Annotated in this window: 14 protein-coding genes and 1 pseudogene; 14 read left to right on the top strand and 1 reads right to left on the bottom strand. The window is 48.1% G+C overall.

Translation table 11 applies throughout. The features are described from left to right. Positions 1–2 precede the first annotated feature (2 nt). The 3 genes from PRUTH_RS13385 (at position 3) to PRUTH_RS13375 (ending at position 5,354) form a co-directional block, all read left to right on the top strand. A complete protein-coding gene (locus PRUTH_RS13385; protein ID WP_151173495.1) occupies positions 3–2,114 on the top strand; it encodes a methyl-accepting chemotaxis protein in 2,112 nt (703 codons plus the stop codon). Between the two features lie 101 nt (positions 2,115–2,215). After that, a complete protein-coding gene (locus PRUTH_RS13380; RefSeq protein ID WP_257220950.1) occupies positions 2,216–4,201 on the top strand; it encodes a hybrid sensor histidine kinase/response regulator in 1,986 nt (661 codons plus the stop codon). 28 nt (positions 4,202–4,229) lie between these two features. After that, complete coding sequence (locus PRUTH_RS13375) at positions 4,230–5,354, top strand: response regulator (protein ID WP_022945607.1); 1,125 nt, start codon at positions 4,230–4,232, stop codon at positions 5,352–5,354. A 26-nt stretch (positions 5,355–5,380) separates the two neighbouring features. On the opposite strand, the gene queG is transcribed toward PRUTH_RS13375, so the two are convergent. Next, complete coding sequence (queG, locus tag PRUTH_RS13370) at positions 5,381–6,550, bottom strand: tRNA epoxyqueuosine(34) reductase QueG (protein WP_151173494.1); 1,170 nt, start codon at positions 6,548–6,550, stop codon at positions 5,381–5,383. 11 nt (positions 6,551–6,561) lie between these two features. Between queG and PRUTH_RS13365 the strand changes: the two genes are divergently transcribed. The 11 genes and pseudogenes from PRUTH_RS13365 to PRUTH_RS13315 all read left to right on the top strand — a co-directional run bounded on the left by PRUTH_RS13365 (position 6,562) and on the right by PRUTH_RS13315 (position 18,149). Beyond that, positions 6,562–8,049, top strand: a complete 1,488-nt coding sequence (locus PRUTH_RS13365; protein ID WP_151173493.1) for an NAD(P)H-hydrate dehydratase — start codon at positions 6,562–6,564, stop codon at positions 8,047–8,049. Positions 8,050–8,055: 6 nt separating this feature from the next. Then, entirely contained in the window at positions 8,056–8,526 is a 471-nt protein-coding gene (gene tsaE / locus PRUTH_RS13360) for a tRNA (adenosine(37)-N6)-threonylcarbamoyltransferase complex ATPase subunit type 1 TsaE (RefSeq protein WP_151173492.1), read from the top strand. Continuing rightward, positions 8,519–9,859, top strand: a complete 1,341-nt coding sequence (locus tag PRUTH_RS13355) for an N-acetylmuramoyl-L-alanine amidase (protein WP_151173491.1) — start codon at positions 8,519–8,521, stop codon at positions 9,857–9,859. Before tsaE ends, PRUTH_RS13355 begins: the two co-directional genes overlap by 8 nt. 9 nt (positions 9,860–9,868) lie before the next feature. Next, positions 9,869–11,683: pseudogene (mutL, locus tag PRUTH_RS13350) on the top strand (DNA mismatch repair endonuclease MutL). Positions 11,684–11,688: 5 nt separating this feature from the next. Continuing rightward, positions 11,689–12,606, top strand: a complete 918-nt coding sequence (gene miaA / locus PRUTH_RS13345; protein ID WP_151173490.1) for a tRNA (adenosine(37)-N6)-dimethylallyltransferase MiaA — start codon at positions 11,689–11,691, stop codon at positions 12,604–12,606. 78 nt (positions 12,607–12,684) lie between these two features. Then, positions 12,685–12,945 (top strand): RNA chaperone Hfq, encoded by a 261-nt coding sequence (hfq, locus tag PRUTH_RS13340; protein WP_022945614.1) that lies wholly within the window; start codon positions 12,685–12,687, stop codon positions 12,943–12,945. A gap of 19 nt (positions 12,946–12,964) precedes the next feature. After that, the gene (gene hflX, locus PRUTH_RS13335; RefSeq protein WP_022945615.1) at positions 12,965–14,248 is read left to right on the top strand and encodes a ribosome rescue GTPase HflX; all 1,284 of its coding nucleotides are present in this window, start codon (positions 12,965–12,967) and stop codon (positions 14,246–14,248) included. 147 nt (positions 14,249–14,395) lie between these two features. Then, positions 14,396–15,574 (top strand): FtsH protease activity modulator HflK, encoded by a 1,179-nt coding sequence (hflK, locus tag PRUTH_RS13330; RefSeq protein WP_022945616.1) that lies wholly within the window; start codon positions 14,396–14,398, stop codon positions 15,572–15,574. Between the two features lie 2 nt (positions 15,575–15,576). Beyond that, positions 15,577–16,455 carry a protease modulator HflC gene (hflC, locus tag PRUTH_RS13325; RefSeq protein ID WP_022945617.1) on the top strand — a complete coding sequence of 293 codons (879 nt, stop codon included), beginning with the start codon at positions 15,577–15,579 and terminating at the stop codon, positions 16,453–16,455. Between the two features lie 68 nt (positions 16,456–16,523). Beyond that, a complete protein-coding gene (locus PRUTH_RS13320; protein WP_045979187.1) occupies positions 16,524–16,718 on the top strand; it encodes a DUF2065 domain-containing protein in 195 nt (64 codons plus the stop codon). Positions 16,719–16,832: 114 nt separating this feature from the next. After that, positions 16,833–18,149: an adenylosuccinate synthase gene (locus tag PRUTH_RS13315; protein WP_022945619.1), complete on the top strand. Its 1,317-nt coding sequence runs from the start codon at positions 16,833–16,835 to the stop codon at positions 18,147–18,149. The last annotated feature ends 1 nt before the right edge of the window (position 18,150 follow it).

Below are 18,150 nucleotides of genomic sequence, written 5' to 3'. Positions count from 1 at the left end.
TAATGCGAAATCAGTCCCTTGCTAAAAAACTCTTACTTGCTAGTTGTGGTGCCTTATTGGTCACTGTGTTGCTGCTTATTGGTATTTTATGGTGGCAATTGGAGCAAAGTAATAGCGCCGTTTCCAGTGAATCCAGAGTGCTTGTGCGCCAAGAGGTTGAGGATAAGCTGTTGGCTAAGGCCGGCTTAGATGGTGAGAAAATCCTCGGTTTTATCAATGAAGCCTATCGAATTCCTTATACCCTAGCTGGGATCCTTGGACGCACCAAAAATCAGCCTTTGGAGCGAAGTGCGGTAGAGCAAATAGACCGGGCGGTATTGGCTCAAAATGAACTGGTATCATCCATTTACACGCAGTTTGAAGACAACGCTTATGATGGTCTAGACAATCAATTTACCAGCGGCCACCAGCATTCCGTACCCGGACATGGCTCCTTAGAGATTTACATGATCCGTAATGAAGACGGCTCTATTGAACAGCAAGTGGTGGAAGATGCGAGCGAAAAGCACGTCGATACCATCAATGATATGGGGCTGCGCGAGGCCGAATGGTATCTGTGTGCGAAAGATACACTCAAACCTTGTTTAATGGAGCCCTATCTTTATGAGATTTCGCCAGGGTATTCCGAGATGATGACCTCGCTGACCGCTCCCATCGTTCACCAAGGGCGTTTTTTAGGTGTGGCCGGGGTTGATTTAAACCTACCTATTTTTCAGAAAATCACTGAGCAGCTCTCGGCGAACCTCTATCAAGGCCAAAGCAAGGTGTCGCTCATCAGCTCAATGGGCTTGGTGGTGGGTAGTAGCCATTACACCGAGCAGTTAGGAAAACCATTTGCTGAGGTGGTGGATAAACCACTTATGGCGGCAATAAAGAGCAGTACAGCAAGCGTTGAGCTGGTGGATGACGCATTCGTTGTTAATTACCCACTGGATGTAAAACTAGCCGACTCTACTTGGCGTTTGGTTGTTGAAGTACCTGAGTCACTGGCCATGGCGGGCGCTCAAGAGTTACAGCAAAACTTGGAAGATAATGCTGATGCGCTGAAGTCAGTACTTATTATCGTTGCCATTGTGGTACTTGCAGGCGCTGCGACCATGATGTACTGGCTGACCCGAACCATTGTAGGCCCTATTGATGCCATTCGTATGCGTATGGAAAACTTGGCCAGCGCTGAGGGAGATTTAACACAGTCGCTGAATGTTGATACGCACGCCGAACTTATCGCTTTGGGGAGCGGTTTTAATGCCTTTATCGACAAATTACGTACTCTTATCTCTCAGCTTAAGCAACTCTCATCACAAACCATGGAGCAGGCCGACAGTGCCTCGCAAGTGGCCACACAAACCCAAGAAAATGTAGAGAAACAGTTTGCTGAAATTGAGAGTGTAGTGACGGCAATGAACGAAATGAGCTCCACGGCGTTGGAAGTGGCCCGCGCCTCAGAGCAATCAGCACAGCAAACGGAAGAAATTAATAAATTAGTGCAAGCCAGCGAGCACAGTTTGTCGCAAGCTGTTGACCAAGTACAAACCATGTCTACGGAGATCAATGATGCCAATGTGGCGGTGGGTAAGGTCGCTTCACGCAGTAATGACATTAACCAGATACTCGATGTGATCCGCACCATTGCCGAGCAAACGAATCTGCTTGCACTGAATGCTGCTATCGAAGCGGCTCGAGCAGGTGAACAAGGACGAGGCTTTGCTGTGGTGGCTGACGAAGTTCGTGCACTGGCGTCGAAAACACGTGCTTCCACAGACGACATCAGTGAGCTTATTACCCGCTTGCAGCAAGAAGTGGGCAGTGCATCAACCATTATAGAGCAGGGTGTGTCACGCGCCGATACCGCTGTATCGCAAACGTCATCTGCCTTTGATGCGCTTCATGAAGTAGTAGAAAAAGTGAATGAAATTACCAATCAAGTGACTCACATAGCCACAGCTGCTGAGGAGCAAAGCTCGGTCACTGAAGAAATCAATCGTAATTTAACGCTCATTTCCGATGCTGCCTCGCACTTGGCCGACTTGGCCCAGCAAACAGGGTCTGGGTCGAAAGAGCTCATTGCCTTGGTTGAAGAGCAAGATTCGCAACTGAGTCGTTTGAAAACTTAAGCGTTTCCTCTTTAGGTTCAATGGTTTAAGTTGAATATAAAGTTGCCAACTAGGCAAAAGTACGTCTACGTTTAAACTAGAGTAGAGGGCTTGGTGAAAGCATGGTGAAGCGACGGATATTGATCATAGATGCAACAACAGTGCTTGCTATGCGCATTAAAGTACTGCTAGAGCTGCTCGATTGTGAGGTCGAGCTGCTGCACTTTGCTAATTTAGAAGTCATTGAGCCCAATGACTATGATATGTATATCCTTGCCCATGGCATTCCTATGGCGCTTGCTTGTGAGCTCAAACAAACCCTCAGCGGCTGTAATGTCGCGTTATTGGCGCCTAAGGCTGAACAAGGTGAAGTATTTGCAAGCTTCGCCGAGCTCAATAAGCTGTTTATACAAGCTCAAGTTATTTATCCTTTCTATGAAAACAAAGAAATCAGTGCGCTATTAGAAAGCATTTTAGAGATTGACGGACCGCAGTCGATAGCCTTGCCACAAGTGCTTCATGTTAGTCCACAAGATAGCCAAGCACATATCCAGCAGTGGCTGACAGGCGCGCACATTAGCGTACTCGGTGCTCACTCTCTTACTCAGGCGTTGGAAATTGTCAACGGAACACATATCGATATTTTGCTCTGTCATTACCAAGTGCAAGGGGATAGCGGCAGTGATGTGTATTTACAGGTTAAAAGGATACAATCACATTGCCGTTGTATCTTGCTTATAAACCAAGGAGATAAAGCAAATTTACTGGAGGTGATCCGCAGCGGTGTGGATGATGTCATTGAGCTGCCAGCGGATCAAAGTATTGTCCTTAAATCGGTGCATAAGGCATGGCAGACAGAGCTCCTCAAACGTAACAACGCGCAGCTACTTGAGCGGTTACAAGACACCGTTGATGCGCTCATTGAAAAAGACAGTTTGTTACGCGTAGTATTCAAAAACACCCCTGATGCAGTCATTTTGTTTGCCCGTAATGGCAGCCTGATTGACGCCAATGATGCAGCGGCGAAGTTACTTAACCTAAATCAAACCGAGCTCGCAAAGCATACCCTGTTTCAATTTTTGAGCCCAAGCTCAGAGCAAACTTTACTGCAAACTATGCGTTCGACATCAAGCTTAAATCAGCATAGCTGTGAGCTTGAAGTGCAAACCTCGAAGCGCGGGCTGATCCCTATGGTCGGCTCTTTCAGTGAAATTGACTATCATGGTGCGATTGCCTACGCCGTAATCTTTAAAAATGTAACTAACCTAAAAGAGCGCCAAGTATTACTTGAAGAGGCGCGAGATGAGCTCGAAATCCGCGTCAAGGAACGCACTCGGGAGCTGGAGTTAGCTAAGGACCAGGCGGAAGCCGCAAACCGCAGTAAATCAGAGTTCCTGGCCAATATGTCCCACGAACTGCGCACCCCGATGCACTCTATACTCAGCTTTTCGCGATTTGGGCTCGACAAGTTGAGCAATGGTGAAACGCCCATTGATAAGTTAAGCAAGTATCTCAACCGTATTCATACCAGCGGCGAGCGCTTGCTGTCATTACTTAATAACTTACTTGATTTGTCGAAATTAGACGTTGGCAAATTTCCTTTTTGCCCGAGCCGAGCTGACGTTTGTAAGTTGATTGAATCGAGCATTACCGATGTGTCTGGCACGGCGATGGAAAAACACATCAACATAAAACTCCATGATAACGGTGTGAATAGTCACATTGACTGCGATGGTGCGCAAATAACTCAAGTAATAACTAATCTATTAGGAAATGCGCTTAAATTTAGCACCGAAGGAAGTGAAATAGACATTTACTTACATGAGGATGGTGACAACTTGGGAATTCAAGTGGTTGATCATGGTGTAGGTATCCCAGAAAACGAGCTAGAACATGTCTTTGATAAATTCTCCCAAAGTAGCCAAACCAATCGAGGGGCCGGGGGAACAGGTTTAGGATTGGCGATATGCCGAGAGTTTGTGGCGCTGCATCATGGCCGCATTCATGCTAAGCAAAATCCTAAAGGAGGCACTATTATAGAAATAAGCTTGCCAAAAGTTCAGCAAGCACAAGAAACTCAGGCGCCGCCGCATAAGCCGGTAGAATAACAAGCTTGAATAAGGGAAGGTCAATACGATGACAGTGCAACGGGTATTAGCAGTAGATGACGAAGAATATAATCTAGAAATCATTGAAGAAATTCTCGATGATCAGGGGTTTGAGCTGAAAATGGTCGACAGTGGGCCAGCCTGCCTTGCGGTGGTGGGGGAGTTTAAGCCAGATATTATTTTGCTTGATGTCAGCATGCCAGATATGAACGGCTATGATGTCTGTCGCCAACTTAAAGCGAACCCAGAAACCGAAGATATTGTGGTCATGTTTGTATCTGCGCGAGGCACGGTAGAAGAGCGCATGGAGGGTTACGCTGTAGGCGCAGAAGACTACATTGTTAAACCTTTCAGTCACGATGAACTCAAATCAAAGTTGATGAAGCTCAAAGGGTATCTTGACGAGCAAGAAGACTTACAAAAGCAAGTTGACGATGCCACATCAACGGCTTTTAACGCTATGGCTAATAGCAGCGAAATGGGCGAAATCGTCAACTTTGTTGAGCGTATTGGGCAAATTTGGGAGCCCCAAGAGTTAGGCAAAGAGCTTCTCAGCTGTTTAAACCGTTTTGGCTTACAAAGTAATGCTGAGTTGCGATTGGATGACGGCGTACAGCACTTTTCATTAAGTGGAGGGTGCTCCCCCATTGTCGTTGAGCTTTTCGATATGTTAAAAACCCGGGGGCGCTTACACGAGTTCTCGCAGCGGTTGTTGGTTAACTATGAGAAAGTGAGCTTACTGATCCTGAATATGCCAGAGAAAGAACCCGAGAAGCATGGTCGCATTCGCGATCATGTGTGCTTTTTAGTCAGTGTAACCGAGCAGCAACTCACCGCCATTATGACCAAACAAGCGCTGCAAAAGCGCCAAGCGCAGTTGGGGGAGGCGGTATCGCGTATTGAAGCACAATTCCGTGAGCTCATCAGTGCGGTAAATCAAACGCGCAGCGATAATGAAAAAGTATTTCGCGCGTTACAAGAGGAGCTTGAGGAGCGTATTCCCACTATGGGCTTAGACGATGACCAAGAAGCCTTTATCTATCAAAAGGTAGACGACACCATCCAGCGCTCGGTGGCCCGAGAGGAGTCGGTGGAGAACTTGCAGGCGGCATTTTCTCGCATTGAGCAAGATCTCGCTAAATTGCTCAACTAACGTGGTAAAAAGAGAGCGCTCTGAGATTACTCTGCGTCTCTGGGAAGCCCTTTTTGTACGGCGCGGATCAATCGCTGAGTTTTCTTTGTATGTGCCGTGACTGTCACGCTCAGTGCCTCACGCTTTTGTTGTTGCTGCGCGAGTGCCCAATGAATATGCTCTGCAACCAAGTCACTAGCCCCGTTTAACCTGGCCATTAACGCCTCAACAATAGCGCTATCGTAGGGCGCGTTACCCAAGGCAATGGCAATATTACGAAGCCAGCGTTGGTGGCCAATACGGCGGATGGGGCTGCCTTCGGTATTAGTTAAAAACGTCTCTTCATCCCAGCTAAATAGCGTCAATAGTGGTTGATCTTTAAGCGGGGCGCGGGCATGGAAGTCAGACTCTGCGGTGATCTCGCCATAACGGTTCCACGGGCAAATTAACTGGCAGTCGTCACAGCCATAAATACGATTGCCCATCGCTGTTCGGTATTGCTCAGGAATAGCGCCTTTAAGCTCAATGGTTAAATAGGAAATACATTTTCGCGCATCAATCACATAGGGTTCAACGATAGCCCCTGTGGGGCACATGGTCATGCACGCGACGCAACTGCCGCACTCTCCTTGGGTGGCTTGTCGGATGTCAGGGTTATCAACTGGCAGTGGAATATCCACAAACAGCTCCCCGAGGAAAAACCATGACCCCGCTTGTTTGTCTATTAATAAGCTATGCTTTCCGGTAAAGCCTAAGCCAGCCTTAGCCGCAAGCTGGCGCTCGAGCACCGGCGCGGAGTCAACAAAAGGGCGAAACCCCAAACCTTCAGCAACTTGCGCAATACGCTGGCCGAGCTTTTTTATACGGTTACGCATCAGCTTGTGATAATCGCGGCCCAGAGCATAACGGCTGATATAGGCTAACTGAGGATTTTTCAGGGTGCGGGCAAAGCCCGCGTCCGGGGGTAAATAGTGCATCTTTAACGCAATGACACGCTGGGTACCCGGTACCAGTTCGTCTGGCCGGGACCGCTTGGTGCCATGCTCGGCCATAAAGTTCATTTCGCCATGATAGCCAAGCTCAAGCCAACGTTGTAATTGTGCTTCATGAGCACTGAGATCTATGTCACAAATAGCCGCATCGGCAAAGCCAAGCTCGCTCGCCCATTGCTTAATTTGCTGTGCTAGTTCAGGATAATTAACGGTGTTATTCGGCAAAAGTGAAAACCATGGATAGTCATTACAGTACTAATTTACCACAGCTGGTATTTACTCCCCAACAATTGCAGCAATATGAAGGTGCCGCTGCCAAGCACAGCGGAGTGAGTATGCAGGAGCTAATGCACCGAGCGGGTAGCACCGTGGCTCATTGGATACAACAACACTACGACGAAAAAAATCGCGTTATTGTGCTTAGTGGAGGCGGTAACAACGCCGGTGATGGCTTTGTGGTCGCCACTGAATTACGTCAACAAGGGTACGATGTTAAGGTATGGCCGTTGGTCGCTGTGCATACTCTTAAGGGAGGTGCCGCAACCATGTATGAGCGCTTTAAACAAAGCGGTGGGGAGTGTGTTCAAGACGTAAGTCTACATCATTATCATATAGTGGTGGATGCTATCTTTGGCATTGGCCTTAATCGTGCTTTGCCGGAACCTATTGCTGATGTATTAGCAAAAGTAAATGCCGCTAAGGTGATGCGTATCGCCATTGACGTCCCCAGCGGGGTCGATGCCCACAGTGCGCAGGTACATAATAATGCCTTTAATGCCCACCATACACTGACGTTTATTGCCCTAAAGCAGGGTCTATTGAGCGGTCGTGCTAAAACCCAATGTGGTCACTTATGGTTTGCGCCATTGGCAATAGAGCAGGCTTTTTACCGCCAATGTAGTGCAGTGGCTTGCTTGAATGATCATGCATCGATGATGCGCAAGCGGCCAGTTCGAGACCAAGGCAGTCACAAGAATAATGCCGGTCATGTCTTAGTTGTCGCGGGGGGGCTAGGAATGGCGGGCGCAGCGCGATTAGCCAGTGAAGCGGCACTACGAACAGGGGCCGGTTTGGTGAGTGTGGCTACCCATCCAGATAATGTGCAAACCATAAGCCAAGGTTGCTATGAGCTTATGGTTCACGGGGTAACAACTGCTCAGCAACTCACAGCACTATTGGAAAAAGCCAACGTCGTCGTTATTGGGCCTGGATTAGGGCAATGTCAGTGGGCGCAACAGATGCTCAGCACGGTTCTTAGCTATGAACACAAACGATTAAAAGTGCTGGATGCGGATGCATTAAACCTATTGGCACAGCATCCACAGCGACTCACTGATTGTGTTTTGACGCCGCACCCCAAAGAGGCTGCGCGATTATTGCAAAGCTCCGTTACTGAGGTGGAAGCCAATCGCTTTGCCAAGGTGCAGGAGTTAGCGCGTTCATACCAAGCAACAGTGCTGTTGAAAGGTCCGGGTACACTCATTTGTAGCGCTGATAAATTAACAATTAACAGCAGTGGCAGTAACGCACTAGCGAGTGGCGGCATGGGTGATGTATTATCTGGTATAATTGGCGCGTTGCTAGCGCAGGGCGTTAGTCCACATGACAGTGCCTGTGTGGGATCTTATGTGCACGGCTTAGCGGCACAGCAAGCAAGCAGTGAGGGCAGCAAAGGGTTGCTCGCCAGTGATTTATTTCCAGTAATACGAGCTTTAATAGGGTAAGCAATAATGACCATGCGGTTTGACCAATATTTGGCGGATGAGCAAGCAACCGTCGCATTAGGGGCGCAACTAGCCCCACTTATCGCTGACGGTGCGGTGATCTATATGTACGGTGACTTAGGGGCGGGGAAAACCACGCTCACGCGTGGAATCGTGCAAGGGCTGGGTCATAAAGGTAAGGTTAAGAGTCCAACTTATACCTTAGTTGAACCTTATGAGCTAGCGCAGGTCAAAGTATATCATTTTGATTTATATCGATTAGCTGACCCAGAAGAGCTCGAATTCATGGGCATTCGGGATTATTTCGATAACCGCGCGGTGTGTATTTTGGAGTGGCCTAGTAAAGGTGAGGGGGTAATTCCTCGCGCTGATTTAGAAATCACGCTAGAGTATACAGGGGAAGCGCGTGAGATCAGTATCGACGCAAAATCTGAGCGTGGCGCTGATGTAGTAACAAAGTTAAAAGGCAATGCTTAAAATAATCATAACCGCAAGCAAGGCAACCTTGTGCGCCATGTTGCTCGTATGGGCAACAGTGGCGGCAGCTCAAAACACCATAGAAAACGTGCGTGTATGGCCATCACCCGATAGCACGCGGGTGGTGTTTGATATGCAAGAAAAGCCAGATTTCAGCTATTTCATGCTGAAGAATCCATTACGCCTCGTCGTTGATATCAATAATACTGCGCACCGTAAAGACTACCCAGCAATTGAAAAGAAGCACCAAATTGTTGATAAAATCCGTCCTAGCACGCCGAAAAAGTCGGGTTCTACTCGAGTGGTGTTTGAGTTACTCAAAGCCACTAAGCCGGTCATTTTTTCTTTGGCTCCTACCGGGCCGTATAAAGACCGATTAGTCATTGACCTTTACGATAAAAGTGACGGTCAACAAGCCCAAAACATACCAAAAAATAGAGTATTAGAAACCAACCGTGACATTGTTATCGCGATCGATGCGGGTCACGGCGGTGAAGACCCCGGCTCTATTGGCCCAAGCGGCACCTATGAGAAAGACATCACTTTGCAAGTAGCTAAACGCTTAGAGCGATTGATTAATGCCGAACGGGGCATGCAAGCCTATATGGTGCGCAGCGGAGATTATTACGTCAAACTCAATAACCGCAGCACCAAAGCGCGCAAACGCAAAGCTGACTTTTTAGTGTCAATTCACGCTGATGCCTTTACCAGCCCACAGCCGCGAGGAGCGTCGGTGTGGGTGTTGTCTCTGCGTCGGGCTAATTCAGAAATAGGTAAATGGATTGAGGATAGGGAAAAACACTCTGAATTACTTGGGGGGGCTGCGGATGCCATTCGCGACACGGCCAGCGAAAAGTATTTAGCGCAGACGCTACTCGACATGTCCATGGATCACTCCATGAAAACCGGCTTTAAAGTGGCTGAAGAGGCCATCAAAGAATTACGTAAAGTGGCGAAAATGCATAAACGCTATCCGCAAGCGGCGAGTTTAGCAGTACTGAAATCGCCAGATATTCCCTCTATCTTGGTGGAAACGGGGTTTATATCCAACCCTCAAGAAGAGCGGTTGCTGAAAACGGCGGCGCACCAGGAAAAACTAGCTAAGGCGGTGTTCAGATCAATTCGTGGTTATTACCGTAATAACCCCCCTGATGACTCGCTATTTGCAACGATTAAGGCACAAAACCCAACACGACATAAGATTCGTCGCGGTGAGTCGTTAAGTGTCGTGGCGAGTCGTTATGGCGTCTCTGTCGGGGCTATTAAACGCGTCAATAAGCTAAAAACAGACACAGTCTACATTGGCCAAGTGTTAACCATTCCTAATACCTAACGAGCGTATATGAGTATAGCGATATTACCGGCGCGATTAGCTAACCAAATCGCTGCTGGTGAAGTAGTTGAGCGTCCCGCTTCTGTCGTGAAAGAGTTGGTTGAAAACAGCTTAGATGCGGGAGCGACACGTATTCGCGTTGATATTGAACGCGGCGGCCATAAACTGATCCGCATTACCGACAATGGTTCGGGTATAGTCAAAGATGAGCTCACCCTCGCGCTTTCACGCCATGCTACCAGTAAATTAAAAACACTGGATGATTTAGAATGTATTAACTCCTTAGGCTTTCGTGGCGAGGCACTCGCCTCCATAAGCTCGGTATCGCGACTAACGTTAAAGTCCAAGCCTGCCCAGCAAAATGAAGCTTGGCAAGCCTTTGCAGAGGGACGCGATATGGCCGTGCAGGTGCAGCCAACAGCGCATCCTGATGGCACCACCATTGAAGTTAAAGACTTATTTTTTAATACCCCCGCACGGCGCAAATTCTTACGAACCGAAAAAACTGAGTTCAACCATATTGATGAGCTGCTAAAGCGCATTGCCTTAAGCCGCTTCGATATTGCCATTACCTTAACCCACAACGCTAAAGTAGTGCGCCAATATCGACCAGTGTCGGCGGACGACGCGGGTGCAGTAAAGCGTATTGCTCAGGTCGCAGGCAAAGGCTTTGCCAGCCAGGGAATGCATTTACAAAGTGGTGACCAAGGGCTCTATTTGCATGGCTGGATTATGCCTCAGCACACGCAAACAGAGCCGCAGTATACCTATGTTAATGGCCGCATGATGCGCGACAAATTGATTTTACACGCTATTCGTCAAGCCTTTGAAGAACATACCCAACAAGCGCAAGTGCCGGCATTTGTACTTTACCTAGAAGTCGACCCCCGCCAGGTTGATGTTAACGTGCATCCGGCCAAGCATGAGGTGCGTTTTCATCAGGCGCGATTAGTCCATGACTTTATTTTACAGGCGGTGCAACAGCTGGTGGCCAGTGAGCAAACGCTAATACCGCAACCCTCGATACCACCAGCAACCGCTGCTCACAGTGACAGTCCTGCTTACCCCAAATCGCAATTGCGTCCTAGTCCTGATAATCAGCAATCGGGGCAGTTTATGGGAACGGCCAGTCGCCCTGGTTCAAGCTATCGAGATTCAGCGCCAGCGAGCACGCGAGCGCACCCTGTTGATGCCCAACGTATTGCTCAAGCGAATCAGTTTTATCAAGGGATCAGTGAAGTACAGGCTCATGAGTTTAATCATGTAGCTGAGTCAGCCCCTGCGGAGCATGTAGCCGCAGAGAGTGTGTCACTCCTGCCCTTAACGGATGGCCACTGTGCAGTGAGTGTGCAAGGGCAGTTACACCTTAGCCACTGGCGTCAGGTGTTACCGCTGGCTTGGCAGCAGCAACTCGAAGCTGAAGCGCAGCTAAGTAGTCGCGCATTGTTGTTACCTGTGCGTGTGGCCTTGCAAGATAAGGAGTTGGCGTGTTTGCAAGGACTGTAATCCTGGCTCTCGGTGTTAGGGTTCGATATCCAGCTTGAAAAACAATTTGCCATGGTAAAGCGCCTACCCAGCAGCTTATATGCCAGCGATGCCAAGCGAGTGATTGAGCAGATACTCAGCGCGCAGTTGACGGCTGAGAGTTCACAGCAGGATTTTCTCACGTGGCTTGCGGCATCTACGCCGAGCAATTATTTCAATGGTAATGACTTTGCAACTTGGCAGACACAGTTACAGAATACTCCAGAAATTGTTCAGCAATTACAGCAAAAAGCCGTTAAAATAGAGCTATCCCAATACGTCAGTCAATTAAGTGTTTAAGCCTTGTGAGTTCATTGCCCGTTATCTGTTTAATGGGGCCTACCGCCTCAGGAAAAACCGCCTTAGCCATTGATTTATGCCAACACTTCGATACCGAAGTGATCAGCGTCGATTCCGCCTTGGTGTATAAAGGAATGGACATCGGCACCGCCAAACCTGATGCACAAGAGCGTGCGTTGGCACCCCATCGACTTATTGACATTGTTGACCCGGCACAGAGCTACTCCATGGCTGACTTTCGCCGCGACGCTCTAGCGCACATCGAACAGCTACATAATCAAGGCAAAGTACCCTTGTTAGTCGGTGGTACTATGATGTATTTCAAAGGCTTACTTAAAGGGCTGTCGCCACTACCTGAAGCTGATGCAGACATTCGAGCTGCCCTCGAAGCCGAAGCAAAAGAGCATGGATGGCCGGCGTTACATCAGCAGTTACAGCAGGTGGACCCGCAGGCGGCAGCGAAAATTAACGCCAATGATTCACAGCGAATTAATCGCGCCTTAGAGGTATACCGTATCAGTGGCAAGAGTATGACTGAACTGCAGCAAACGAAGGCACAATCCTTAGGGTTTCCAGTTCATCAATTTGCTATTGCGCCAAGCGATCGTCGCGTTTTGCACCAGCGTATAGAGAAAAGATTCCAAATAATGCTCGAGCAGGGGTTTGAAAACGAAGTTTTGTCCCTATATAACAGGAAGGATTTGCACCCGGATCTGCCTTCTATTCGTTGCGTAGGGTATAGACAAATGTGGGATTACATCGCGGGTGAAATTGATTATGATGAAATGGTTTTTCGTGGAGTAGCTGCTACGCGTCAGTTGGCGAAAAGGCAGTTAACCTGGCTTCGAGGTTGGCAGAACCTAACGTGGCTTGAAAGCGGGGACCAAGAAAACTTGCAACGTATAGTAAGTTCGCTAAGCTAGTATTATTGGGACGTTTTTTTCTTTAGAGTCAGTCCTGAACTAGATACATAATAACACCTAAAACGAAGGAAAATAACAATGGCAAAAGGCCAATCGTTACAAGACCCATTTTTGAATGCGCTACGTCGTGAGCGTATTCCTGTTTCAATTTTTTTAGTCAACGGCATAAAACTGCAAGGCAAGATTCAGTCTTTCGACCAATTTGTCATTTTGTTAGAGAACACTGTAAATCAAATGGTGTATAAGCACGCGATTTCCACTGTTGTGCCAGCCCGAGCAGTGAATTTTCATGGTGCGCAAGGACTCGACGCACCGGAGTCAGAAGAAGGGAATTATTAAATCAGTAGGAGCATAATGCTTGTTTGACCGTTATGAAGCCGGCGAACAGGCAGTCTTAGTTCACATCGAATTTCCCCATGAAGGCGATAGAGAAGATCTTCATGAGTTGGAAATGTTGGTATCTTCTGCAGGTGTTAGCAGTCTGGCGGTTGTGCAAGGCAGTCGCCAGGCACCACACCCGAAGCTTTTCGTCGGCACGGGGAAGGCAGAAGAGATAGCTGAGATTGTCAAATCCCACAACGCAGATGTCATTATATTCAACCACGAATTAAGCCCATCACAAGAGCGCAACTTGGAAAAGTTGTGTCAATGTCGTGTGCTCGACAGAACTGCCCTTATCCTTGATATTTTTGCTCAGCGCGCCCGTACCCACGAGGGTAAATTACAAGTTGAATTGGCGCAGCTACGGCATATCTCCACCCGTTTAATACGTGGTTGGACGCACTTAGAAAGACAAAAGGGCGGTATTGGCTTACGCGGCCCTGGTGAGACGCAACTCGAGACCGATAGACGGCTGTTACGAGGGCGCATTAAAAGTATTTTAAAGCGTTTAGATAAGGTCGCTAAGCAGCGCGAGCAGGGTCGTCGTGCACGTAACCGCAACGAAATCCCGAGTGTCTCTCTGGTTGGCTACACTAACGCTGGGAAATCAACGCTATTCAACCGCATTACCGAGTCTGAGGTATATGCTGCAGATCAATTGTTCGCGACCTTAGACCCAACACTTAGAAAGCTTGAAGTGCCAGACATCGGTAGTGTTATTTTGGCCGATACCGTAGGTTTTATTCGCCACTTACCGCATGACTTAGTCGCGGCATTTAAAGCGACGCTGACCGAGACCCGTGAAGCCGATTTACAGCTCCATGTAATCGATGCGGCAGACTCGCGTCGTAAAGAGAATATAGAGCAGGTGCAAGAAGTACTAGAAGAGATTGAGGCGAACGAAATACCGCAGCTACTCATCTACAATAAGATTGACCAGCTTGAAGACGTTGAGGCGCGCATTGACCGCGATGATGAAGGCAAACCGATGCGAGTTTGGCTATCGGCGCAGCAAGGTCAAGGAATGGAGCTACTGAAGCAGGCTATTAGTGAGTTGCTCGCGAAGCAAATGCTTAATGCCGACTTGCGTGTGCCTCCCTCACAAGGGCGGCTGCGCGGCGCGTTATACAATCTCAATAGCATTAGCTCAGAGGACTTCGATGAGCAAGGAAACTGGCTGCTTAGCGTTAACGTACCAATGAGTGAATGGAATAAGTTGAAAAAGGAAATTGGTGAACAAATTGATGGCTACCTTACGTAGTGCATGAAAATGCGCTAAAGTAGCGACAACCATGATTTTCTTGCGTCAACTTGGGGGCATAAATCTGTCGACTAAGTATGACAACAACGGTAATGCTGCGATAGCATTACCCCTAGCAACAAACATTGATAACTATGGAGTATGGCTATGGCCTGGAACGAGCCGGGTAACAATGGCAACGACAAAGATCCTTGGAACAATAAAGGTGGTCGTGACCAAGGACCGCCAGATTTAGACGAAGTACTGAAAAAGTACAGCGATAAGTTTGGTGGCTTGTTTGGTGGTAAAAAAGGGGGCGGTAACAATAAAAACGGCGGTTTAGGCGGCGTTGGATTGCTTATCGTGCTTGTAATTGCTGCGATCATCTGGGGCCTAAGTGGCTTCTACACCGTTAAAGAAGCCGAGCGAGGTGTGGTGCTACAATTTGGTAAGTTTGACCGTATTGCGCAGCCAGGTTTACGCTGGAAAGCGACCTTTATCGAGCGTGTTATCCCTGTTGATATTGAAGCAGTGCGTTCGTTGTCTGCTTCCGGCTTTATGCTCACCGAAGATGAAAACGTTGTGAGCGTTGAGTTTGAAGTGCAGTACCGTGTGGTTGACCCTTATCTTTACAAGTACAGTGTAACTGACGCTGATCACAGCCTGCAGCAGGCGTTGGACAGTGCTCTACGTTATGTTGTGGGCCACTCGCAAATGGACCAGGTACTCACTACAGGTCGTGAAATTGTGCGTCAAAACACCTGGGATGAGCTTAACGACATTATCGAACCATATAACCTTGGCCTGATAGTGACCGACGTGAACTTTAAAGACTCACGCCCACCTGCTGAAGTAAAAGATGCGTTCGATGATGCTATCGCTGCGCAAGAGGATGAAGAGCGCTTTATCCGCGAAGCTGAGGCGTATGCCCGTGAAATTGAGCCACGTGCCCGTGGTCAAGTAACGCGTATGACCCAAGAAGCTGAAGGTTACCGTGAACGCGTTACCCTGGAAGCACAAGGTGAGGTGGCTCGTTTTGAAAAGCTATTGCCTGAGTATGCAGCAGCGAAAGATGTGACCCGACAACGCTTGTATCTAGAGACTATGGAGCAAGTACTAGGCAGCAGCACGAAGGTGCTTGTTGATGTCGAAGGTGGCAACAACATGATGTATCTACCGCTGGACAAACTGCTAGATAAGCATCAGTCAGGGCAAAAAATCACCTTGCCTAGCGCTAATAGCATTCAAGACTTACGCAACAAGTTAGGTGCCAATGCATCGCGTAACAGCCAAGTAAATTCTGGCAATGATCGTTTCTCTAAAGACCGCTTTAACGGAGGAAGATAGCAGTGAGAAATTTTAGTATAATCCTCATTATTGCTGCAGTAGTACTTTCGTTTTCTTCGGTGTTTGTAGTACCAGAGGGGCAGCGCGCTATTGTGTTGTTATTCTCTAAAGTACAAAAAGACGATACCGACAACGCTGTGGTGTATGAGCCAGGCTTGCACTTTAAGGTGCCTTTCGTGGCGCAAGTGCGTAAGCTCGATGCGCGTATTCAAACCCTAGACGGAACTCCGGATCGCTTCGTAACCAGTGAGAAAAAAGATCTCATCGTTGATTCTTACGTGAAGTGGCGAGTACAAAACTTCAGTGATTTTTACCTACGTACCCGTGGCGATAAAAATTACGCTGAAACGTTACTAAAGCAAAAAGTAAACAATGGCCTTCGTACCAACTTCGGTGCGCGTACGATCAAAGAAATTGTTTCTGGTGAGCGTAGTGAGTTAATGGAAGAAGCCTTGGTTCAAGCCTCTGAAAGTGCGCGCGAGCTCGGAATTGAAGTCCTCGACGTACGGGTTAAACAAATCAACCTACCAGACGAGGTGAGTAATTCTATTTACCAACGTATGCGTGCTGAACGTACCGCTGTAGCGAAAGAGCACCGCTCTGAAGGTCAAGAGAAAGCGGAAGAAATCCGTGCTTCAGTGGACCGTCGGGTGACGGTTATGCTCGCCGATGCTGAGCGTAATGCGCGTTCTGTACGTGGTCAGGGTGATGCACAGGCGGCAAAAATCTACGCCAACGCTTATAACAAAGACCCTGAGTTTTTTGGTTTCTTGCGTAGCTTAGATGCATACAAGAAAACCTTTAAAAACAAGCAAGACGTGATGGTGATTGAGCCTGATGGTGAATTCTTCAAGTACATGAAGAACGCAGAACCACAGTAATCTCGTCATAGTCATTAATAGCCCCGAGTGCCATCGCCTCGGGGCTTTTTTGTCACTGAGAGAGTCTAATGAGCTGGCAATTGTTAGTAAGCGCCTTTGCGCTTATGCTTATTTTTGAAGGGCTAGGCCCAGCACTGTTTCCAAAAAAGTGGCGTGCATACATGGCGCAGCTAGCGAGCAGTGATGAACGCACCTTGAAAGTGGTGGGTATCATCTTAATCCTTACTGGCGCGCTTGTGTTCCACCTTATTAACCTCGTCTAGCTTGCTGAGCTAGCAATGAATTTTCTATTAGCGGAAAAAATAACCAAAACGGGGTGATCTGCCCCCGGCTTTTCTGATAAAATCTGCGCCTAATTTTTTCTAAGTGAATTTGCAATGGGTAAAAACGTCGTTGTACTAGGCACCCAGTGGGGTGACGAGGGGAAAGGAAAGGTCGTAGACCTCCTTACAGATAAAGCATCTTTAGTGGTCCGTTATCAAGGTGGGCACAATGCTGGTCACACTTTGGTGATTGATGGCGAGAAAACAGTTCTACACCTGATCCCGTCGGGTGTGCTACGTGACAACGTAAAATGTGTTATCGGTAATGGCGTAGTTCTGGCCCCCGACGCATTGATGAAAGAAATTACCATGCTTGAAGAGCGTGGCGTACCGGTGCGCGAGCGTCTGCTTATCTCTGAAGCGTGTCCGCTTATTCTGCCGTATCACGTTGAGCTTGATATGGCACGTGAAAAGGCGCGTGGCGCTAAAGCCATTGGTACCACAGGCCGTGGTATTGGTCCTGCGTATGAAGACAAGGTTGCACGCCGTGGTCTTCGTGTTGGTGACTTGTTCAACCCTGAGCAGTTTGCCAATAAGTTGCGCGAAATTCTTGAGTACCACAACTTCACTTTAGAAAACTACTACAAAGTTGAGCCAGTCGATTTCCAAAAGACGTTTGATGATGCCATGGCTGTGGCGGATATTCTTAAATCGATGGTTGTTGATGTGACTGAGCTATTGGATCAGACTCGTGAAAAAGGCGACAACATCCTGTTCGAAGGTGCACAAGGCACATTGCTGGATATCGACCACGGTACATACCCATATGTTACTTCATCTAACACCACCGCCGGTGGGGTGGCGACAGGAGCTGGTTTTGGCCCGCTGAATCTAGATTATGTGTTGGGTATTGTTAAAGCTTACACTACGCGTGTGGGTTCAGGTCCATTCCCAACAGAGCTTTATGATGGCGTTGATAAGCAAGACCCAGTGGGTAAACACCTTGGCGAAAAAGGCCACGAGTTTGGTGCTACGACCGGCCGTTTGCGCCGTACAGGTTGGTTTGATGCTGTGGCTATGCGCCGTGCGGTACAAATCAATAGCATCTCAGGCTTTTGTATGACCAAACTGGACGTACTTGATGGCCTAGAAACTATTAAGATTTGTACTGGTTATCAGCTTGAAGACGGCACTGTTACTAACGTTACACCGCTTGCTGCTGAAGGCTACGAAAAAGTAACGCCAGTGTATGAAGAAATGCCAGGCTGGAGCGATAACACCTTCGGTGTTACTCGTGTTGAAGACTTGCCTAAAGCGGCAATCGACTATATCAAGCGTGTTGAAGAAATCACCGGTGTTCCGGTTGATATTATTTCAACCGGCCCAGATCGTGTTGAAACCATGATTGTGCGCAACCCATTTGCTGAATAAG

The organism is Pseudoalteromonas ruthenica (assembly GCF_008808095.1).
GTDB lineage: Bacteria > Pseudomonadota > Gammaproteobacteria > Enterobacterales > Alteromonadaceae > Pseudoalteromonas > Pseudoalteromonas ruthenica.
Note: the sequence above shows the minus strand (reverse complement) of the source record. Positions and strands in the feature narration are given on the sequence as shown.